Annotated in this window: 17 protein-coding genes; 8 read left to right on the top strand and 9 right to left on the bottom strand. The window is 71.3% G+C overall.

The window, feature by feature from the left end; genetic code table 11:
- Nucleotides 1-124: 124 nt before the first annotated feature.
- Together J5X75_RS08855 and J5X75_RS08850 are read left to right on the top strand one after the other, a co-directional pair.
- Entirely contained in the window at nt 125-412 is a 288-nt protein-coding gene (locus tag J5X75_RS08855) for a hypothetical protein (RefSeq protein ID WP_208466818.1), read from the top strand.
- 12 nt (nt 413-424) lie between these two features.
- Nucleotides 425-4195 carry a tetratricopeptide repeat protein gene (locus J5X75_RS08850; protein ID WP_307797990.1) on the top strand — a complete coding sequence of 1257 codons (3771 nt, stop codon included), beginning with the start codon at nt 425-427 and terminating at the stop codon, nt 4193-4195.
- Nucleotides 4196-4267: 72 nt separating this feature from the next.
- Here the strand turns inward: J5X75_RS08850 and J5X75_RS08845 are convergent, their stop codons facing one another.
- From J5X75_RS08845 to J5X75_RS08835, 3 genes are all read right to left on the bottom strand, one after another.
- Nucleotides 4268-5068 (bottom strand): alpha/beta hydrolase, encoded by an 801-nt coding sequence (locus J5X75_RS08845; RefSeq protein WP_208466816.1) that lies wholly within the window; start codon nt 5066-5068, stop codon nt 4268-4270.
- 2 nt (nt 5069-5070) lie between these two features.
- Nucleotides 5071-5904 carry an alpha/beta fold hydrolase gene (locus tag J5X75_RS08840; RefSeq protein WP_208466815.1) on the bottom strand — a complete coding sequence of 278 codons (834 nt, stop codon included), beginning with the start codon at nt 5902-5904 and terminating at the stop codon, nt 5071-5073.
- A 79-nt stretch (nt 5905-5983) separates the two neighbouring features.
- Nucleotides 5984-8680 carry a helix-turn-helix transcriptional regulator gene (locus tag J5X75_RS08835; RefSeq protein ID WP_208466814.1) on the bottom strand — a complete coding sequence of 899 codons (2697 nt, stop codon included), beginning with the start codon at nt 8678-8680 and terminating at the stop codon, nt 5984-5986.
- A gap of 129 nt (nt 8681-8809) precedes the next feature.
- Here J5X75_RS08835 and J5X75_RS08830 point away from each other — a divergent pair, with 129 nt between their 5' ends.
- Both J5X75_RS08830 and J5X75_RS08825 read left to right on the top strand, forming a co-directional pair.
- Nucleotides 8810-10039 (top strand): low temperature requirement protein A, encoded by a 1230-nt coding sequence (locus J5X75_RS08830; RefSeq protein WP_208466813.1) that lies wholly within the window; start codon nt 8810-8812, stop codon nt 10037-10039.
- Between the two features lie 378 nt (nt 10040-10417).
- Complete coding sequence (locus tag J5X75_RS08825) at nt 10418-12355, top strand: putative bifunctional diguanylate cyclase/phosphodiesterase (protein ID WP_208466812.1); 1938 nt, start codon at nt 10418-10420, stop codon at nt 12353-12355.
- Here the strand turns inward: J5X75_RS08825 and J5X75_RS08820 are convergent.
- A complete protein-coding gene (locus J5X75_RS08820) occupies nt 12337-12825 on the bottom strand; it encodes a GNAT family N-acetyltransferase (RefSeq protein WP_208466845.1) in 489 nt (162 codons plus the stop codon). The genes J5X75_RS08825 and J5X75_RS08820 overlap by 19 nt on opposite strands.
- A 350-nt stretch (nt 12826-13175) precedes the next feature.
- On the opposite strand from J5X75_RS08820, the gene J5X75_RS45900 reads away from it, so the two are divergent.
- Nucleotides 13176-13871: a DUF4253 domain-containing protein gene (locus J5X75_RS45900; RefSeq protein ID WP_208466811.1), complete on the top strand. Its 696-nt coding sequence runs from the start codon at nt 13176-13178 to the stop codon at nt 13869-13871.
- Nucleotides 13872-13912: 41 nt separating this feature from the next.
- On the opposite strand, the gene J5X75_RS08810 is transcribed toward J5X75_RS45900, so the two are convergent.
- Entirely contained in the window at nt 13913-14419 is a 507-nt protein-coding gene (locus J5X75_RS08810; protein ID WP_208466810.1) for a hypothetical protein, read from the bottom strand.
- Between the two features lie 112 nt (nt 14420-14531).
- Here J5X75_RS08810 and J5X75_RS08805 point away from each other — a divergent pair, with 112 nt between their 5' ends.
- Entirely contained in the window at nt 14532-15641 is a 1110-nt protein-coding gene (locus J5X75_RS08805; RefSeq protein WP_208466809.1) for a Kelch repeat-containing protein, read from the top strand.
- On the opposite strand, the gene J5X75_RS08800 is transcribed toward J5X75_RS08805, so the two are convergent.
- Both J5X75_RS08800 and J5X75_RS08795 read right to left on the bottom strand, forming a co-directional pair.
- Nucleotides 15642-16139 carry a GNAT family N-acetyltransferase gene (locus tag J5X75_RS08800; protein ID WP_208466808.1) on the bottom strand — a complete coding sequence of 166 codons (498 nt, stop codon included), beginning with the start codon at nt 16137-16139 and terminating at the stop codon, nt 15642-15644.
- Between the two features lie 37 nt (nt 16140-16176).
- Nucleotides 16177-17178, bottom strand: coding sequence for an NAD(P)H-dependent glycerol-3-phosphate dehydrogenase (locus J5X75_RS08795; protein WP_208466807.1), 1002 nt, complete (start codon nt 17176-17178; stop codon nt 16177-16179).
- A gap of 178 nt (nt 17179-17356) precedes the next feature.
- Between J5X75_RS08795 and J5X75_RS08790 the strand changes: the two genes are divergently transcribed.
- The gene (locus J5X75_RS08790) at nt 17357-18151 is read left to right on the top strand and encodes an endonuclease/exonuclease/phosphatase family protein (RefSeq protein ID WP_208466806.1); all 795 of its coding nucleotides are present in this window, start codon (nt 17357-17359) and stop codon (nt 18149-18151) included.
- 12 nt (nt 18152-18163) lie between these two features.
- Here the strand turns inward: J5X75_RS08790 and J5X75_RS08785 are convergent, their stop codons facing one another.
- Both J5X75_RS08785 and J5X75_RS08780 read right to left on the bottom strand, forming a co-directional pair.
- Nucleotides 18164-18388: a hypothetical protein gene (locus J5X75_RS08785; RefSeq protein ID WP_208466805.1), complete on the bottom strand. Its 225-nt coding sequence runs from the start codon at nt 18386-18388 to the stop codon at nt 18164-18166.
- 86 nt (nt 18389-18474) lie between these two features.
- Nucleotides 18475-19404: a quinone oxidoreductase family protein gene (locus J5X75_RS08780; protein WP_208466804.1), complete on the bottom strand. Its 930-nt coding sequence runs from the start codon at nt 19402-19404 to the stop codon at nt 18475-18477.
- A gap of 81 nt (nt 19405-19485) precedes the next feature.
- On the opposite strand from J5X75_RS08780, the gene J5X75_RS08775 reads away from it, so the two are divergent.
- Entirely contained in the window at nt 19486-19911 is a 426-nt protein-coding gene (locus J5X75_RS08775) for a MarR family winged helix-turn-helix transcriptional regulator (RefSeq protein WP_208466803.1), read from the top strand.
- Nucleotides 19912-19942 lie beyond the last annotated feature (31 nt).

Genomic DNA, 19942 nt, shown 5'->3' with positions numbered 1-19942 from the left:
CTGCCTGGGCCGCGCGCAGCCGGCCCAGGCAGCCGATCAGCGTTCCGGCACGGGCGTCCGTCCACTCCCGCGCAATCCCTGTCCGCCAGTTTGTTGGTGAGGCGGTCGAGGGAGGTCTGCGCGGGTGGTCACCGGTCTGATTCTGGACGCTGCCGGGTTCGAGGTGCTGGTCGCCGGAAAGCCGGCGGCTCCTCGCCGTCCTCTGGGCCCCGACGACGTCGACCTGCTCCAGGGTGTCGCCGCCGCGTATGTGGACGCGGTCCATGCGGGCGCTGACGACGCGGTGTTCGTGGCGCTGGGCCGGAAGCTCTTCGCGTGGATCGGCGGCGACCGGATCCCGTTCAGGACGCCGCTCGTCTTCGAGGTGCGAGCGCCGGCGTCACCCTCCCCGGCCCAGTGGGCGGTGCTGTGAGCGCCATGGGAAGTGCTCGCCGATCAGCATGGATTCCTCGCCGCCGACGACTTACGGCGCTTCGAGGTGACACGCCGGCTGGGGGCACCGGAAGACGCCCCACCACTCGACGACTTCCGGCTGGGTCTGATGTTCATGGCCTCAGCACCCCGGGGCCAACACGAACTGGACTTCGAGGCCGAGGAGTCGGCGATCCTCACCGCGGTCGGCGACACCCGGGTGGACCTGGTGGTGGAGGACACCGGTGACCCGGACCAGTTGGGGCAGCGGTGGGCCGACCTCGGCGGACTGCCGGTCCTGCACCTGTCCTGCCATGGGGTGAACAACTGGCGGACCGCACCGGATCAGCCCGGGGTGCCGGTGCTGATGATGGAGGACGAGATCGGCGACGCCCTGCCCGTCACCGCGGCGGACCTGGTCCGGCGGCTGCCGATGATGCCCCGGTTGATGTTCGTCTCGGCGTGCCTGACGGCGACGGCGGCGGACGCGGACGGCTATCTGCCTCCGGGTCCGGATCATCGCTCCACCGGCACGGCCACTCCGGAGACGAGCCCGGCCCTTCTGGTGCCGGTGGCACACTCGCTGTCCACCAGCCTGGTGACCGCGGGAGTGCCGGCGGTGGTCGGCTGGGACGGCTCGGTCACCGACGGCGCCGCGACCCTGTTCGCACAACACCTCTACCAGCAGTTGGGGAGGCGTCAGACCCTGGCGGCAGCGGTCGGCGACGCCCTCCGGCGGCTGCTGGCGTGCACGCAGCCGCGTCTGCGGGCGGATTGGCATCTGGCCCGGATCTGGCTGGGCCCGACCGGCGGCGACCCGGTGGTCGCCGGGACGCGCAAACGGCCGAGGATGTCGGCGCAACACGGCCGGAAGACCTTCCTGGATCTGAAGCGGCGCCACGTTCCGGTGGCGACGGCGCAGATGTTCGTCGGCCGCCGTCGCGAGATGCGCCAGGCGTTGCGAACGCTGCGGGGCGACGAGCACTCCGGCGTCCTGTTGCACGGACAAGGCCGGTTGGGCAAGTCGAGCCTCGCGGCACGGTTGGCGGATCGCTTCGCCGACCGGTCGGTGGCGGTGGTGTTCGGCGACTACACGGCAATGGGCGTGTTGGACGCGATCGCGGCAGCGGTGGATGACAACCCTGCGGCCCGGTCGTTTATCGAAGCCCGGCGGGCGGAGGTCCGCGAACAGCCGGAGGCTCTGCGATGGCTGCTGGTGGATCTGTTGTCCGGACCGTGCGCAGAGGCGGGTGGGCACGGACAACGCCCCCTTCTGCTGATCATCGACGATTTCGAGCAGATCCTCGTGCCACAGCCCGACGCCCCGCACCGGGTCGCCGGCGGGTACGCGCCGATCGTGGCAGCGGTGCTGCGGGCGTTCGACCCGGACCGGGGCGACAGCCGGCTCGTCGTGACGAGCCGGTTCGTCTTCACCCTGGGCGGGCTGGAAGAACGGCTGGAGCCGGTGCAGTTGGCACCGCTGTCGGAGGTGGCGCAGCGCAAACTCGCGGCCCGGCAGCGGGCGGTGCCGTCGGAGGAGCTGCGGGAGGCGCGAGCGGACCTGGCGGCACGGGCGATGACGGTCAGCCGAGGGAACCCGGGCCTCCAGGATCTGGTCGGCCTGCGGCTGGTCTACAGCCCGCTGGTCGACGCGGCCCGCGCCGAACAGGTGGTCGCCGAGATGGAGTCCTACCTGGACCGCGGTGATCTGCCCGCCGACGCCGAGGTTCGCGCCTTCGTCGAGAATCTGGCCCTGGACGCGCTGATCGAACAGGCCGGTCCCGCCCACGTCGACCTGATGCGCGCGTTGACCCTGTTCGCGCTGCCGATGCCGGTGCCGGTCACCGATCTGCTGGAGACCAGAACCGGCGGATCGGTGAAACGGTTGTGCGGTCTGGGACTGGCCGACGTCTTCCCCGATGTCCGCGTTCCGAGCGACACCGCGGCCGCGGTCAGCGAACTGGCCGCCGGCCGGCTCGACCCACTGACCGACAGCGAACAAGCCGAGTTGGCGGCCGTGGTGGTTCAGCCCCTGTTGCGGGCATGGGGTGGCGCCGAGGCGCAGAACACCTGGGACCGGGCTCTGGACGTGCAGTTGACCCTTCTGGCGTTGTCGGCCGGTGACGGTACGGTCGTCGAGTTGTGCGCCGCGGACGCGGTGCAGGCTCTGCTGGCGGGACGTGCGGAACAGTCGCTGGCTCTCGGACAGCAGGCCATCGCCCTACTCGACCTCCAGGCCATACCTCCGTCACTCGAGCTCCTGCGCCAGGTCGCCGAGGCGGCGCGGATCGCGGGTGAGGGTGGCGCTGCGGTTGCTCTGTACGACCGGGCGATCGAGCAGGCCACCACGGGGGGCGGCGTCGCCGACTCCCTCCAGCACGCCCGGGTCATCGCCGAGTTCGCCAATCTGCTGATCACTCGCGGTGAGCCGGAGCACGCCTCACAACTGCTGCATCAGGCTCGGGAGATCTTCGCCGCTGCCGGCTCCGAGCAGGAAGCGGCAGCCGCCTGGGGCGGCATCGCCTACATCACGTACCAGCGCGGCGACTACGACGAAGCCCTCCGCATCCGCCGCGAAATCGAACTACCCGCATACGAACGACTCGGCGACACCCACTCCATGGCCAATTCCTGGGGCGACATCGCCGAGATCCTGTTCCAGCGCGGCGACTACGACGAAGCGCTCCGCATCCGCCACGAACGGCAGTTGACGGTCTACGAGCGGCTCGGCGACGCCCGCGCCGCCGCCGTCACCTGGGGCAGCATCGCCGACATCCTGAACCAGCGCGGCGACTACGACGAAGCCCTTCGCATCCGCCGCGAACGGCAACTGCCGGTCTACGAGCGGCTCGGCGACGCCCGCGCCACGGCCGTCACCTGGGGAAAGATCGCCCGTATCCTGCACCAGCGCGGTGACTACGGCGAAGCCCTGCGCATCCACCGCGAGATCGAACTACCCGCATACGAACGACTCGGCGACGCCCGTTCCACCGCTATCGCCTGGGGCAACATCGCCGACATCCTGGACCAGCACGGCGACTACGACGAAGCCCTGCGCATCCACCGCGAAATCGAACTACCCGCATACGAACGACTCGGCGACGCCCGCTCCACCGCGGTCGTCTGGAGCAAAGTCGCCGACATCCTGCACCAGCGCGGCGACTACGACGAGGCCCTCCGCATCCACCGCGAGGTGGCGTTACCCGCGTTCGAGGCGCTGGGCGACGCCCGTTCCATCGCCATCGCCTGGGGCAGCATCGCCGACATCCTGCATCAGCGCGGTGAGGACGACGAAGCCCTGCGCATCCACCGCGAAATCGAACTACCCGCATACGAACGGCTGGGCGACACCCACTCCACCGCGAGCACCTGGGGCAGCATCGCGGACATCCTGCGCCGGCGCGGCGACTACGACGAAGCGCTCCGCATCCGCCAGGAAGAATCGCTGCCGGCCTTCGAGCGGATGAACGACCCTGACGGGATCGCGAACAGCATATGGGGAATCGCGCAGATCCAATTGGAACGCAACGACGTCGAGGCCGCGTTGCCCAACCTCGTCACCGCTTTCCAAATGTTCAGCAAGTTGCAGAGATCTGTCGGTGTCGCCGTCGTGGGCAGCATTTTCGGGCAGATCCTGGCAGCCTTCGGAGAGTCCGAACTCGCGCGGCAGATTCTGGGGAAGAGCCTCGATGCAGCGCGCAAGATCGGTTCCCCGGCCCTGGTGGAGCAGATCAGCGCGTCGCTTCACGGCATCGATGCCGAGATCAGTTCGGACGGCACCTAGCTCCACTCCGCGGAAGCGATTCCGGTCACGGCCGGACACCGTTGGTTCGTGCCCGGCCGTGACCGGCTGGAGTCAGCGCGCGTGGCGCAGAGCCCATTCGAGGACGGTGTCGGCGATCTGTTCCCAGCCCTTCTGGGCCGGGAGCAGGTGGGCGTACCCCTCGTACTCGATGTGTTCGGTTGTCGTCTTCGACTTGTAGTGCTTGGCGTTGGACCGTTGCACGGCGGGCGGCATGATGTGGTCCTCGCTGCCGGAGACGAAGAGCAGCGGCGCGCGGTCGTCGTTGTGGTAGTCGACCCACGTGTCCTGGTGGCCGGGCTGGAAATTGGCCAGGACGCTGCCCCACAGGATGCCGCCGTTGGCGGGAATGTGGTAGCGCTCGTAGAGCGCCTTCGACTCCTCGTCGGTGAACGTGTTGGTGAACGCGTATTTCCACTCGTCCAGCGACAGCCCGACGGCCTTGTGCCGGTTGGCCGGCGATCTCAGCACCGGGAACGTCGATTTCACCTGGGACAGCGGCACCACCTTGACGCCCTCGGTGGGCGCCGAGTTCATGGCGACGCCGGCCGCCCCGTACCCGTGGTCGAGCAGGATCTGCGTGAACGCGCCACCGGCGGAGTGACCGATGATGATCGGTGGCGTGGACAGTTCCTTGATCTGGGTCTCGATCTTGTCGATGATGCCGGGCACGGTGACCGCGGTGATGATGTCCGGGTTGGCGTTCAGTTCCTCGACCTCGACCTCGAAGCCGGGATAGCCGGGAGCCAGCACCCGGAAGCCCTTGTTCTCGTAGTGGGTGATCCAGTTCTCCCAACTGCGCGGGGTGACCCAGAAGCCGTGCACCAGCACGATCGTGTCAGGGGTGGACGTCATGATCAGGCTCCGTAGGTGTTGAGGAAGGCGAGCAGGTCGTCGCCGAGCCGCTGCTTGTGGGTGTCGGTGATGCCGTGCGGCGCGCCCGGGTAGACGATCAGCTCGGCGCCCTTGATCAGGGCGGCCGACGCCTTCCCGCCGACCTCGAACGGCACCACCTGGTCGTCGTCACCGTGGATGACCAGGGTCGGGATGTCGAACGTGGCCAGGTCGCCGCGGAAGTCGGTGGCCGAGAAGGCGGCGATCGACTCGTAGGCGTTGCGGTGCCCGGCCGCCATCGACTGGAGCCAGAACGCGTCCCGGATGCCCTGCGAGATCTCCACGCCGGGCCGGTTGTTGCCGAAGAACGGCCCGTCGGCGAGGTCCTTGTACAGCTGTGACCGGTCGGCGATCGAGCCGGCGCGAATGCCGTCGAACACCTCGATCGGGACACCGCCGGGGTTGTCGTCGCGCAGCAGCATCAGCGGCGGCACGGCGGAGACGAGCACGGCCTGCGCGACCCGGGCGGTGCCGTGCCGGCCGATGTAGCGGGTGATCTCGCCGCCGCCGGTGGAGAAGCCGACCAGCGTCACGTCGTACAGGTCGAGGTGGTCGAGCAGCGCGGCGAGGTCGTCGGCGTACGTGTCCATCTCGTTGCCGTGCCACGACTGCGTCGATCTGCCGTGGCCGCGCCGGTCGTGGGCGATCGCCCGGTAGCCGTTGCCGGCGAGGAACAGCTGCTGGGCCTCCCAGCTGTCGGCGTTGAGTGGCCAGCCGTGGGCGAGCACGACCGGGCGGCCGCTGCCCCAGTCCTTGTAGAAGATGTCGGTGCCGTCGGCCGTGGTGACGAAGGGCATGGTGGCGTCCTCTTTCTCGAAGTCCTGGCTGGAACCTATGGCGGCGACGGGTACCCGCGCGTGAGTCAGATGACTGCGTTCATCGTTCGTGTTCGGCGGCCATCCGCTGGAGCTCGCCGCGGGAGGTGATGCCGAGTTTCGGGAACATCCGGTACAGGTGGCTGCCGACGGTGCGGTGGGAGATGAACAGGCTCTTGGCGATGTCCCGGTTGGTCATGCCGCGGGCCACCATGGACGCGATCTGGATCTCCTGTGGTGACAGCGAGTCCCACACGTCGGTGACGGGTGAGTCGCTGCGCTCCCCCGCCGCCCGCAGTTCGGTGCGGGCGCGGTCGGCGAGCGGGTGGGCGCCGATGCTGTCGAATCCGTCCCGGGCGGTACGCAGGTGGTCGCGCGACTCGCGGACCCGACGGCGGCGGCGCAGCGACATGCCGTAGGCGAAGGACAGGCGGTAGCGCTCGTACGGCCACATCGTCATGTCGGCGGCCATGGCCGTGGTAAACGAGTCGGTGAGGACCGCTTCGGCGAACGTGAGGTTCATCCGCCCGGTGGGTGAGGTGGTGGCGCGCACCTCGGCGGGCAGCCGGGCGATGAGCGTACGGGCGGCGTCCTCCCGGCCGCAGGCGACGGCGGCTTCGGCCAGGCCGGCCAGCGACCACAGGGCGTGCGCCGGGTGGTAGGCGCTGCCGCCCGGGTCGTGCAGCTGGGCCAGGCAGGTGAACGCCTGCTCGTACCGGCCCTGTCCGAAGGCGACGGCCGCCCGGGCGAGCTGCGCGACCGCGTCGATGGTGGCGAACCGGCGGGGGTTGAGCCGGTCGGCGGCCACCACGAGGTTCTCGGCGCCGGTGAAGTCACCGCGGAACGCCGCGACCATGGCGTGGGCGACCAGTGACGCCGCCTCCCAGAACGGCTGGCGGGTCTCGGCGCACAGCCGGGTGCTCTCCTCGGCGGCGGCGACCGCGTGTGACCAGGATCCGCGCCGCAGGGCCGACCAGGCCAGCAGCGACAGGGTCCGGCCGAGGGTGTGCAGGTGCCCTTCGGACCGGATCCGGTCGGCGGCCTCGGTGAGCAGCCCTTCGGAGACGTCGGAGGCTCCGGCGCAGGCGGCGGCGTGGGCGAGCCGGTACGTGGTGGCCGCGTCCCGGCCGGCCGGCGGCACCTGGGCGATCAGCGCGCGGATGGTGCCGTCGCTGTCGAACGGCGACCCGTACGCCAGCAGCTGCGCCCGTGTCGCGATGTCGGTGACCCCCAGTCGTTCCGCCACCGCGATCACCTCCCGCCCGACCGGCCGCCCGGGTGAGAGGTTCCAGCAGCGCAGCGCCGCCGCGCGAAGGAAGTCGGTGGCCAGGGTGTGGTCGCCGGTCGCCGTGGCCCGTTCGGCGTGGCCGAGCAGCGTGTGGATGCGCTGCTCACCGCCGTGGTCGCTGTCGGCCAGTTCGTTGAGCCACTCGTGCCGCAGCTCGTCGTGCCCGCCGTCGATCAGGTCGCGGTGGTGCCGGCGCAGTCGTTCCCCGCTCTTCGGCTGCCCGGCCGTGTAGGCGAGCGCGGCCGCCCGGTAGGTGCGTGCCGCCCGGTCACGGCGGTCGTCCGACAGTTGGGCGGCGCGTTCCAGGGCTCGTACCGCGAACGCCTGCGCCCCGCGCCGGATCGCCCGGTCGGCGTGCTGTTCCAGTTCGGCGGCCAGCGCGGCGTCGGGCCGCAGCGCCGCACCGGCCCGGTGCCACACCGACCGTTCCGGCTGGCCGGACAGCGCCCGCGCGAGAGCGGCGTGGCAGGCGCGCCGCCGGTCCGGCCCGAGCCGCTGCAGGATCGCCGACCGGATCAGCGGGTGCCGGAACCGGACCGACGCGCCGTCCACCACGATCAGTCCGGCGGCCACCGCGGGGTCGAGCGACGGCGGGGCGCCGGGCGAGGCGAGAAACTCGGCGGCCGTGACGATTTCGGCCACGTCGTCGGCGTCGCTGAGCGCGGCCACCTCCAGCACCGTCGTGGTCGGGGCGTCCAGTTCACCGGTACGGGCGAGGAACGAGTACTCCAGGCGGGCGGTCAGCGCGATCCGCCCGGCGCCGGCGCCCGGGTAGAGGCCGGCCGCGCGCGGCAGCTCCAGCAGGGCGAGCGGGTTGCCGCGGGCGGCGTCGAGCACCCGTGCCCGTACGCCCGGGTCGAGGGCGCCGGCCGCGCCGTCGAGCAGGTCGGCCGCGGACCGGGCGTCGAGCGGGCCGATCTCCACCGCCGGGACCGCGGCGTCCAGCAGCAGCCCGGGTTCGGTGTCGCGATGGGTGGCGAGCAGCACGATCCGGTCGGCGGTGACCCGCCGGGCGAGGAACGCCAGGGTCTGCTGGCTGGCCACGTCCATCCACTGGGCGTCGTCGGCCAGCAGCAGGATGGGCCGGTCGGCGGCCGCCTCGGCGAGCAGGTCGAGCGCGGCCATCGCGACCGTGGACTGCTCCGGCGGCGCGCCGGAGGTCCGCCCGAACGCGACGTCGAGGGCGAGCCGGTACTTCGGGGCGAGCCGGTTGCGGTGCCCGAGGACCGGCCGCATCACCTGGTGCAGCGCCGCGTAGGGCAGACCGAACTCGGTGACCGACCCGGCCGCCCGCAGCAGCTGGAACTTCTCCCCGGCGGTGGCGGCGGCCCACTCCAGCAGCGCCGACTTGCCCACCCCCGGCGCACCGCGGATGACGAGTGCGGCGCCACCGTCGGCCGCGCGATCGAGCAGCCCGCCGATGGTCGCCTGTTCCGGCGCCCGGCCGACCAGTGATCGCTGTACGTACATGTTCTCCCCGGCCACACGGTCACCAGTGTTGATCCCTTCATGCAAGCAGCGATGCCCGTTTCCGCCCAGGCAGAACGACAGGCGGAATCACGCCGATTGGGTGCGGACCGGTTCGGGTAGGGCGTAGCCGTGTCAGCAGAGCAGAACACCGAGGACCGCGCCCGCCTGGAGCGGGAGGACCGGGAGGAACGCGAACTCGTCCGCCCGCCCGACGACGTCAACCAGGAGTCGAACCGCTCGGCGACCCGGCTGGAGCTCTTCTTCGACCTGGCGTTCGTGCTGTTCGTGGCGGGCTGCGCGAACATGCTGGCGAAACACGAGACGGTCGGCGGCGGGTTGCGGTTCGCGGCGGTCGTGGCGGTCGGCTGGTGGGCGTGGGCCAGCACCACCCTGTACGCCAACCGGTTCGACACCGACGACGCGATCTTCCGGCTGCTCACCTTGACCGGCATGGCCGGGGTGATCGTGATGGCGTCGACGGCCGGCGAGGTCACCGGCCCGGCCGGGACGTGGTTCGCGCTCGGCTACGTGGTCCTGCGGATCGTGCTGATCGCCGGCTACCTGCGGGTGTGGCGGACACTTCCGGAAACCAGGGCGGGCATCCGGCCGTACCTGATCGGTCATGCCGCCGGCGCCGGTCTCTGGCTGGTGTCGCTGGCGGTGCCGGCGCCCGGCCGGTACGTGCTGTGGGCTGCCGGCGTACTGGTCGATCTGCTCGGCCCGACGCTGAGCGCCCGCAAGCCGGACGCCCCGCCCCTGCACATGGAGCACCTGCCGGAGAGGTTCGGGCTGTTCGTCATCCTGCTGCTCGGCGAGTCGGTGGCGGCGACCGTGCACGGCCTGCACGACGGGAAGTGGACAGCCGGCGCGGCGTCCACCGCCGGCGCCGCGTTCCTGGTGGCCGCCGCGCTGTGGTGGTCGTATTTCGACCTGTCCGGCGGCGCGGCGAAACGGCGGCTGGTGCAGGAGGGCGGCAAGCGGACCCACCAGGGGGTGCACGACTTCTACGTGTACGCCCATCTGCCGGTGGCGGTCAGCCTCGCGGCGGTGGCGGTGGGCCTGGAGGGCGCGATCGCGCACGGTTCGGAGGAGCACCTGAGCGCCGGTACGCGCGGCGTCCTCGGGCTGGGCCTGGCCGGCTACCTGCTCAGCGCCGCCGTCATCCAGGGCGTGCTGTCACGCCGCTACCGGGCCGCGCTGATCTGGCCGGGCCTCGGCATTCCGGCCATCGCGCTGATCATGGTGCTGGACCTGGCCCCGCGGGTGCTGGTCGCCCTGTGCGCGGCGGTGCTCGTCGCCGGGGTCGCCACCGGGATCCGGCAGCACCGCCGCGGCGAGATCAAGGTCGCCAAGGTCTGAGAACGACAACGGCCGGGCACTGTCGTGCCCGGCCGTCATCGGGAAGCCGCCGTGGTCCGCGGGCCGGCTGGGACCTTGCCGATGAGCCCGGGACCGTTCTGAGATCGGCGGCTGTCGTGGCACCGCTGGCTGAAAAGGAGTCCGATCGCGGTCACCGCCTCTCCGTGTCGCTCTGTTCCGCTCTTGCCGGATCAAGTGTTGCCCGCCGCCGCGGCCCGGCGCGAGGGTCCAAGGTCCCGGGTCACCGGCCGGCCGGGTCGCGGCCAGGCGCCGGCGCCATCCGGGTGATCTGCTCCCTCCGTGCAACCGGATGGGTTGTCACGTCCACTCGGCCGGTGCCGAAGGGATGGGGACGCGGGGAGATGCCGGGAGGTGAGTATGAGGTCGGCGCGTGGTGCTTCACGGTGGCTGGTCGGGCTGTTGGCCGTCGCGCTGGCGGGCCTGTCCGGTTCCACGGTGTTCGGCAGCCGGCAGCAGGCGGACATCGTCGCCCAGCTCGCCGCCGACAGCGCCAGCATCGACGCCTACCAGCAGGCCGCCTACCTGGTCCGGTGGGAATGGGCGCTGATGCAGGAGGTACTGCGCAAACCCGGCGGAGAGGGACACCGGCGGCTACTCGACGTGTACCGGCAGGCGCAGGACGCCATGGAGCACATGGCCGCCATCGACATCCAGGACCAGCAGCTCACCGACGAGATCGTGCAGGCGCACCGGGGCCTCAACGGCGAGATCGCCACCTACCTCGACCTCATCGACCAGGGCGACCCGGAAGCGGCCGAACAGCGCCTGGACGCGGTGATCGCACCCACCGCCACCCGGATCATGGACACCGTGCTGGCCGAACAGGAGCACCACCTGGCCGAACACGCCGGCAGGCAGGCACACGGGCAGAGCGAGTCGCGGCAGCTGCTGTGGGGCAACGGCCTGGCCTTCGTGGTCACCCTGCTCGTGCTCGCCCTGTTCGGCTGGTCCGCGCGCGCCCACCGCCGCCAGGTCGAGACGATGGCCGCCACCGACCCGCTGACCGGCCTGCCCAACCGCACCGCCTTCGCCAACCGCACCCGGCGGGCGCTGGCCGAGGACACCAGCCACCGGCGGCGCGCCGGCGAACCCCGTCCCGGCCGGGCCACCGTGCTGGTGGTCAACCTCGACGGCTTCCGCGACGTCAACGAGCAGCTCGGCCACCGCGTCGGCGACCTGCTGCTCACCCATGTCAGCCGGCGGCTGCTGGTCTCCGTACGCGAACACGACTTCGTCGCCCGGCTCGGCGGCGACGAGTTCGCCGTCCTGCTGCGCGACGCCGACCCGGAGATCGGCGAGGCCATCGCCGCCCGCCTCACCGACGCCTTCGACGAGCCGTTCGTCATCGACGACCTCACCGTCGACCTGGAGGTCAGCGTCGGCGCCGCCACCGCCCGCCCCGGCGAGGACGTGCCCACCCTGCTGCGGCACGCCGACACCGCGATGAGCATCGCCAAGCAGCAGCGGCTCGGGTTCCGCCGCTTCACCACCAGCACCACCGAGGACAGCAACGCCCGGCTCACCCTGCTCGGCGACCTGCGCCGCGCCCTGGACCACGGCGGCGAGATCAGCCTGCACTACCAGCCGAAGGTCGACATCGGCAGCGGGGCGCTCGTCGGCGTCGAGGCGCTGGCCCGCTGGCAGCACCCCACCAAGGGGCCGATCTCCCCCGGCGCGTTCATCCCGGTCCTGGAGGCCACCACCCTGATCCACAAGTTCACCCACCAGGTGCTCACCGAGGCGCTGACCCAGGCCCGGATCTGGCTCGACGCCGGCTACCGCGTTCCGGTCGCCGTCAACATCTCCACCCGGTCGCTGCTGGACGCGGACTTCCCCGATCAGGTCGCCGCCCTGCTGCGCGAGATCAACGTGCCCGGCGAGCGGCTGTGCATCGAGGTCACCGAGTACAGCATCATGAGCGACCCGAACACCGCCATCGAGGCGCTGCACCGCATCCGCCGTCTCGGTGTGAAGATCTCCGTGGACGACTACGGCACCGGCTACTCGTCGATGACCTACCTGCGGCTGCTGCCGCTCGACGAACTCAAGATCGACCGGTCGTTCGTGCAGGACATGAGCACCGACCGCGGCAACCGGGCACTGGTGGCCTCCACCGTCGAACTCGGCCACAACCTCGGCCTCACCGTCGTCGCCGAGGGCATCGAGGACGCGTCCACGCTCGCCGCGCTCAGCGAGATCGGCTGCGACTTCGCCCAGGGCTTCCACCTGGCCCGGCCGATGCCGGCCGACGCCGTCACCGACGCCCTCCGGCGGGCCTACGCGCCGGCGGCGTGATCCAGGCGCAGGATCGTCTCCTCGATCTCGCCTCTGCGCCCGTTCGCGTATCCGACGTCCGTACCGATGATCTGAAAGCCCGCCCGCCGCAGCACCGCGAGTGAGCCCGTGTTGTCGCTCGCGGCCCGCGCGAACACCGGCCGGACGGTGACCTCGGCGAGCAGCAGGGCCAGCGCCCGCCCGGCGATGCCGCGACCCCACAGGGCCCGGTCGATCCAGTACGTGACCTCGGTGTCCCCGTCCATGACGAAGGCCGCGACACTCCCGGCGAGCCGCCCGTCCACGGTGATCGCCCGGTTGGTGACCCCGGGCGCCGCCCGCACCTTCGCCATGTGGGCGTCGAACGCGGCCCGGTCGTCGGGATCCGCGGCCGTGAACGCGGCCATCCGCACCGCCACCGGATCCCTCATCATCGCGAACAGCGCGTCCAGATCGGCATCCTCGATCGGCCGCAGCGCCACCCCGGTCATCGGTTCCACGCTCGGATCATGCCGCAAACCACCGACCCCATCGACCCCGTGGAAGATCTTTCGTGGTCCAGGTCCGCCTCTCGCTTCCAGCTCTTCCTTCTCTGTACGCGTGACTTCGTCCCGTCTTGTCACGGCCGTTCCGTCCGGTCGGCGCGCTTGCTGCCCACTCCCGCCTGTGCCGCCCCCGCCGGGCGTAGATCGGTGCCCGGGCCGGCCGGGCAGACCGCCGCTTTCGGGAATGCCGCCGGTCACGGCCGCCCATCTTTCGGTCACCCTGAGCGAGTGGCCCTGCCGGCAGGCACCCGGGTCGTCCACCCTCAGCCGTGCGGCGGTTCTCTAGCATCCACGGCGTGCAACAGATCTTGCGAGCCGCCGGTCTCGAGTCACACCGCGCCAGGCAGTACGACATCCACGACGAGACGGTGATCGTCGTGGACATCGCCGGGGACGCCCAGCGGATGTGGCGCTCGGCGCGTGCCGGGCTCGAGGACCACTATCCGGTTCTCGTCAATCCGTCGTTCCTGGTCACCGACCCGGTCTTCCATCACGCCGTCGCCCCCGGCGAGCTGATCACGCAGGCCGCGGACTTCGACGTGGAGGACTTCCTGACACGGCGACCGGGTTCACAGATGCCCGGCTCCCGCGATCGGGACCTGGAGATCCTCGGCACCGGCGACGAGGGTTACCACCTGGACCGCTACGACGTGGCATCGTTCGGCGAACCCGAAGCGCTGGTCATCGTGCCGCGACCGGAGCCGTGGGCGGCCTTCGCGTACCTCGACGGGTACGCCGCCCTGATGGGCCAGAACTCGGCGGTGTCCACAGCCGCCGCCCGCCGATGGTACGACCGGTACGGCGCGATCCCCGTCGTCATCGGCCTCGCCACCGGCTTCGCGGTCTCCCGCCCACCCACCGACCCGGCCGACGCCGAACGGCTCGCCGCCGAACACGTGGGCATCGCAGGGCTGACGGCCGGCACCTCGATCCGCGCCTACGCGCGCGCCCTCACCGAACTGGACCACTGGAGGCTGTACGACCGCCCGTGACCGCGGTCCGGTGGTGAATCGCCGGCTCCACCCCGATGGAATCAGTACCCGGGCTCCTGTCCGGCCGCCAGCCGTGCCGCCGCCTCGGCCGGAGTGTCGTCGTAACCCGGCCTGGCGACGAGCACCGACTGGAAGAAGTAGCCCTCGGCCTCCTCCGGATCGTCGTCCTCCGCGAAGGGCCGCCACAGCGCGAGATACAGCTCCCGTGCGGTGAACCCGTCGTCGTCCTCGTTCGCGACGACGTCCACGTGGCGCCGGATCCCGGCCACGACCTCCAGCGCGGGCAGCCCGAACACGTCGACGTCACGGAACCGCACCACGTCCCGCTCGTGCGGCCGCCACACCTCGATCGCGTTGACCCGGCCGAGTGTCGGCCCGGCTCCGAACCCCACGCTGAACCCGAGACCGCTGTCCAGATGCACGGCGAGCGTGCCATCGGCCGACGGCCGCAACGGCCCGACGGTCTCCAGCGCGGCCCGCGCCTCGTCCGCGTCCATCCCCAGCCGCAGCGGTCCGACTCCGTACGGCGGGTCGAGCAGGAACTCCATCCGCCGATCATCGCAAATCATGGTCCGGGCGTCCCCGCCCTCCACGTGCGCGCGGGAACCGGGACGGCGGGCCGGGAGTCCAACCGCGATGAGACGTACGGGGATGGCAGTGGTGATCGTCGGTCTGTGTGGGGTGCTCGCGGGCTGCGCCGAGAACACCGAACCGGCGGCGGTGGTGGCCGAGGCGGGCACGGGCGGGTGGACGGCGTTGCCGACGTCGCCGCTGAGCCCGCGTGAGGCGGTGCTGGGGCTGTGGACCGGCCGGGAGGTGCTGATCGTCGGCGGCACCGACGCGGCGCCCTGCCCGCCCAACGCCTCCTGTGTCGGCGACCCCACGCCGCTCACCGACGGCGCCGCCTTCGACCCGGCCACCAACCGCTGGCGGAAGATCGCCGACTCGCCGGTGGCGCTGACCGGCGAGCCCGGCGCCGTCGTCGGCGACACGGCGTACGTGCTGCCGGGCGACGGGAAGCAACTGCTCGCCTACCGGATCGGCGACGACACCTGGACGAAGGTGGCGGTGCCGTTCGGTGGCGGCTACCAGCTGCTCGCCGCGGGCGACCGGCTCGTGGCCTACCTGGGCAGCGAGGAGAACGGCGGCGGGAAGGACTACGTCTTCGACGCCCGGACGGCGACGTGGGCCGCGCTGCCGGCGGATCCGCTGAATCCCGCGTTCGACCGGGCGATGGCCTGGACCGGCAGCGAGGTGGTCCTGTTCGACCACGAACTCGTCCCGAACCCGGGCGCCGACGGGCCGACGCTCACCCGGGCCGCGGCGCTGAATCTCGCCACCGGGTCGTGGCGGCGGCTGCCCGACTCACCGATCCTCGGCACCGGGCCGTGGCTGGCGGCCGGTGACGAGCTGGTCAACCCGATGCTCGGCGGCGCCGACGGCGGGGAGGTCAACGGCTGGGGACGCACCTACCCGTACGGCGGCATCGTCGCCCCGGCCACCGGCGCCTGGTCGGATCTGCCGAAACCGCCGGCCGGCGACGTCCTCTCCGCGGGCGCCCGAACCGGCGGCGCGGCGGTCTACTTCGGTTCCGAGGGCGCCGTTCTCGACACCACGACCGGTACGTGGCAGCCGATTCCCGCCATCCCCGGCGGCGACGTCACCCATCGCACGGTCGTCGCGTCCGGCGTACGCATGGTGGTGTTCGGCGGCGCACGCTGGGACCCCACACCGGCCGTCGTCGGCGACGCCTGGATCTGGGCGCCCTGATCACCCGCGGTCGCCGTCTTCGGTCTTGAAGGTGCGCAGGCCACGGCGGTGATAGTTGCGCAGCGCGTGGGGGTGGTCCAGCGACGACGTGTGCAGCCACACCCTCGCCACCGTGGGCGTCAGCTCCCACGCCTGCCGCAGCGCGAGGGTCAGCGCGTATCCGCCCAGGCCCCGGCCGACGAAGTCCGGTGTCAGCCCGAAGGTCTCGATCTCCACCTCGTCACCGGGGTGGAGATCGTAGGTGACCAGGCCGGCCGGCTCGCCGTGGAAGGTCAACAACCGGAACAGCCGATCCGGGTGCTCGGCATACCAGACGGCCCATTCCTGATCGGTGCGGCCGGCGCACTTCCAGCCGTACGGTGCACCGATCTCGACCTGCATGCCGACCACCAGGGGTGAGTCGCGGTCCAGGGTCTCCAGCGCCAGGCCGGGCACCGGCCCGGCCGGGGCGAGCTGGTCCCGGCCGGTCATCTCGACATACGTCACGATCTCCCGCATCAGCCGAAGACTACGCGGCACCCAGCGATCGTCGGCGTCAGCCGGGTTCGGACTCGTGGCCGGCCGGATGGGTGCGCAGCAGGCCCTCGTAGGCGCGTTCGGCGGTGATCTCGCCGGTGACGACCCGGTGGATCGTCCGGGTGATGGGCATGGGCAGTTCGTGCTGGTCGGCCAACCGGACGGCGGCGTGGACGGTCTTGACCCCTTCGGCGACCTGCCCCATCTCCGCCAGGATGTCGTCGAGGCGGCGGCCGCGGCCGAGTTGCTCGCCGACGTGCCGGTTGCGGCTGTGCGGGCTGATGCACGTCGCCACCAGGTCGCCCATTCCGGCCAGGCCGGCCAGCGTGCTGGGTTCGCCGCCCATCGCGACGGCCAGGGTGGTCAGCTCGGCGAGCCCGCGGGAGATCACGCCGGCCCGGGTGTTGTCGCCGACGCCCAGTCCCTGGGCGATGCCGGTGGCGATGGCGACGACGTTCTTCAGCGCGCCGCCGACCTCGCAGCCGATGACGTCGTGGTTGGTGTAGACGCGCAGCAGGCCGCGCCGGAACACCCGCTGGATCTCGGTGGCGACGGTCAGGTCCTCTGTCGCGATCACGGTGGCCGCCGCCATTCCAGCCATGATCTCCTTGGCCAGGTTGGGGCCGGTGAGGGCGGCCGCCGGATGGCCGGGCAGCACCTCCTTGATCACCTCGGTCATCCGCAGCAGCGAGTCGCGCTCCAGCCCCTTGCTGAGACTCACCACCGGAATCCACGGGTGCAGGTTCGGTTTGACCTGCTCCAGCGTGTCCCGGAACGCGCCGGTGGGCACCCCGACGACCAGCAGCTCGGCGTGGGCGGCCGCCTCGGCGAGGTCGGCGGTGGCGCGAAGTCGCTTCGGCAGCGGGAAACCGGCCAGATAGCGCTCGTTGCAATGCTTGACGTCGATCTCTTCGGCGGTGGCGGGATTACGCGCCCAGATCAGCGACTCGTGATCCCGGCGGGTGAGAACGGACGCGACCGTGGTGCCCCACGAACCCGCACCCAGCACGGTGATCCGCATGGTCTCCTCATTTCCGTCGGCGCTGGAACGAATGTCGGTGCCACAGCGAATGCGCATGTCGGCGCCGGAGCGCATTTGAGAATACGGCCGCCCGGGCCCTATTTCAGTCGCGCCGGATCCGGCGATTCAGGATCATGTGCAGCGATTCTCGTACCGGTGATGTGGCAGGAAGGTCATGATGCGGATCGCGAGTGTGAACGCCTGGGGTGGGGCGATGGCCGACGAGCTGCTCACCTGGCTGCCCGGCGGCGGCGCGGACATCGCCTGCCTCCAGGAGGTGACGCGAACCCCGGGGCTCAGCGGCTGGACCCGCTTCGACGACATCGAACGGTCGCTGCCCCAGCGGGCCGATCTCTTCGAGGACGTCCGCGCGGCGCTACCCCGCCATCAGGCGTTCTTCGCGGCCAGCGACTCCGGTCCGGTGTACGACGGCACGGGCGCCCGCCACCGGCAGGACTTCGGCCTGGCCACCCTGGTCGCCGAGGACTTGACGGTGTGCGGCCTCGACGCCACGTTCGTGCATGGACGGTTCACCGGTCACGACGAGTGGCCGGCCGGCAACCGGCCCCGCATCGCCCTGGCCGTGCGCACCGTGGCGAATGACAGCGGCCGGTCCGTCTGGGTGGTCCAGGTGCACGGGTTGCGGGACCCCGACGGCAAGGGCGACACCCCGGCCCGGCGCGGTCAGGCCGAGCGGCTCGCGGCCCTCGTACAACGGCTTCGTGGTCCGGAGGATCTCGTCGTGGTCTGCGGTGACCTGAATCTGCTGCCCGGCAGTGAGACCTTCGCGGTGCTGGCGGAGATCGGGCTGACCGACCTGGTTCGCGACGCCGACACCCGCACGTCGCGTTACCCCAAGCCGGTCCGCCACGCGAGCTACCTGTTGATCTCCGACGTGACCGCGGTCAAGCGGTTCGAGATCATGACCGAGCCGGAGGTCTCCGACCATCGTGCGCTGATCCTCGACATCTGACGAGGCGTACGGTCAGGATGCGGTCAGGCGCGGGATGCGGCGCCCGTCGCGCTCGCCGCTGCGCACCACTCCGGCGCCCAGGAACAGGATCCGGCCCAGGTGCGCGGCGTCCAGCGGCCGGGCCGGAGCCGCCACCCCGGCCCGGACCGCGGTGGCGCTCACGCCCGGATCGGGCAGGTCCCGGGGCAGGGGCAGGATCTCCAGCCCGTCCGGGTACGCCTTCATCTGCGGCGGCACGACGTGAGCCGGTGCAGCGGGCCGGCGCCCTCTTCACGATTCACCCTGCCACTCTGCCAGCCGTTCGGCGCCCGCGCCGCCCGTCGTCAGGGCACCAGCACGATGCGGTCGCCGGTGTCGGCGGCGGTCCAGGCCCGGCTGATGTCGGCCAGCGGCACGGCCTTCGCCCGTACCTCGATGGTGTCCCCGGCGACCGCGGCCGCGAGTTGCGGCAGCTCGGCGAGGAAGTCGCGGGCCGGCACCGAACCGATGCCGCTGCCGATGATCTCCAGCCGGGCGGCTCGCAGCGCCGCCGACGGGATCGGCGCGTCCGCGCCGGCCATCGACCCGATCTGGATCCAGGTCAGCGGCGCGGTGCGGTCGGCGCGCGCGGTGAGCATCGGGATCATCGCGCCGGCGGCGGGCTCACCCCACACGTAGTCGAGGACGACGTCGACGTCCGCCGCGTGCTGGATCTCGTCGAACGTGCGGATCTCGTCAGCGCCGAGCTCGGTGAGGGCGGCCAGGCGGGCCGCGTCGCGCCCGGCGGCGATCACGTGACCGGCGCCGAACAGTTTCGCGATCTGGACCGCCATCCGGCCGGCGTTGCCGGTGGCTCCGATGATCAGGACCCGCTGGCCCGGCTGGAACGCGATGCGGCGGCGCAGGGCCACCCACGAGGACATTCCCGGGTTCATCGCGGCGGCGATGCGGACCGGATCGACACCGTCCGGCAGGACCACACTGCGGCGTACGTCGATGACGGTCCGATCGGCGAAGGTGCCGAGGCTGGTGTCGTCGAGGACCGCGTAGCGCAGCCGGCCGGCCGGGTCGCGGACGACCCCGTCGACGCCGGGGACCAGCGGGAAAACGCCGTTGCTGCTGTAGTGCGCCCCGGTGGCCTTGGACCGGGTCAGGTGGTGCAGACCGGCCGCGAGCACCTCGACGACCATCTCGCCGTCACCGGTGGTGGCCGGATCCGGGTGGTCGCGGTAGGCGGGCGGGGTGTCGAACGAGTTCAGGACTGCGGCGCGCACGGGAACCTCCGAAGATGGTTTGTATTACCAACGACCTCCAGAATGGTTGGGATTACCAACCATGTCAACTAGGATGGCGACATGACTTCCGAGGACTCCGTGGACACCCTCCTCGACGCCCTGGTCCGCTACACGTTCCAGGTGACCGGCGTGCTCACCCGCATCGGCGCCGCGAACGACCTGTCCCTCACCCAGCTACGGGTGTTCGGCATCCTGCGCGACCGCCGTCCCCGCGTCACCGAACTCGCCGCCTACCTGGGCCTCGACAAGTCCACGATGTCCGGCCTGATCGACCGCGCCGAACGCCGCGGCCTGCTGGCCCGCGAGAAGAACCCGACCGACCGCCGCGCCGTCGACGTCTTCCTCACTCCGGCCGGCCACGAACTCACCCGGCGGCTGTACGGCGAGGCCCGCGACTTCCTCGCCCCCGACCTGGACCGGCTGCGCCCCGACCAGCGCGAGCAGCTCACCGCCCTGCTGAGGCCGCTCCTCGAACCGGACTCCTGACCTTTCCGCGTACGCTCGCGGGCGTCATCGT

It is taken from the genome of Actinoplanes flavus (genome assembly GCF_017592555.1).
Lineage (GTDB): Bacteria > Actinomycetota > Actinomycetes > Mycobacteriales > Micromonosporaceae > Actinoplanes > Actinoplanes flavus.
This window is presented reverse-complemented; position numbering and strand designations above follow the sequence as displayed.

What these genes read in the sequence shown, in the direction of transcription:
- J5X75_RS08845 (WP_208466816.1), bottom strand. Translation starts at nt 5,068, where the DNA reads ATGACGTCCACCCCTGACACGATCGTGCTGGTGCACGGCTTCTGGGTC.
- J5X75_RS08840 (WP_208466815.1), bottom strand. Translation starts at nt 5,904, where the DNA reads ATGCCCTTCGTCACCACGGCCGACGGCACCGACATCTTCTACAAGGAC.
- J5X75_RS08835 (WP_208466814.1), bottom strand. Translation starts at nt 8,680, where the DNA reads ATGTACGTACAGCGATCACTGGTCGGCCGGGCGCCGGAACAGGCGACC.
- J5X75_RS08825 (WP_208466812.1), top strand. Translation starts at nt 10,418, where the DNA reads ATGAGGTCGGCGCGTGGTGCTTCACGGTGGCTGGTCGGGCTGTTGGCC.
- J5X75_RS08820 (WP_208466845.1), bottom strand. Translation starts at nt 12,825, where the DNA reads ATGACCGGGGTGGCGCTGCGGCCGATCGAGGATGCCGATCTGGACGCG.
- J5X75_RS08810 (WP_208466810.1), bottom strand. Translation starts at nt 14,419, where the DNA reads ATGGAGTTCCTGCTCGACCCGCCGTACGGAGTCGGACCGCTGCGGCTG.
- J5X75_RS08800 (WP_208466808.1), bottom strand. Translation starts at nt 16,139, where the DNA reads ATGCGGGAGATCGTGACGTATGTCGAGATGACCGGCCGGGACCAGCTC.
- J5X75_RS08795 (WP_208466807.1), bottom strand. Translation starts at nt 17,178, where the DNA reads ATGCGGATCACCGTGCTGGGTGCGGGTTCGTGGGGCACCACGGTCGCG.
- J5X75_RS08790 (WP_208466806.1), top strand. Translation starts at nt 17,357, where the DNA reads ATGCGGATCGCGAGTGTGAACGCCTGGGGTGGGGCGATGGCCGACGAG.
- J5X75_RS08775 (WP_208466803.1), top strand. Translation starts at nt 19,486, where the DNA reads ATGACTTCCGAGGACTCCGTGGACACCCTCCTCGACGCCCTGGTCCGC.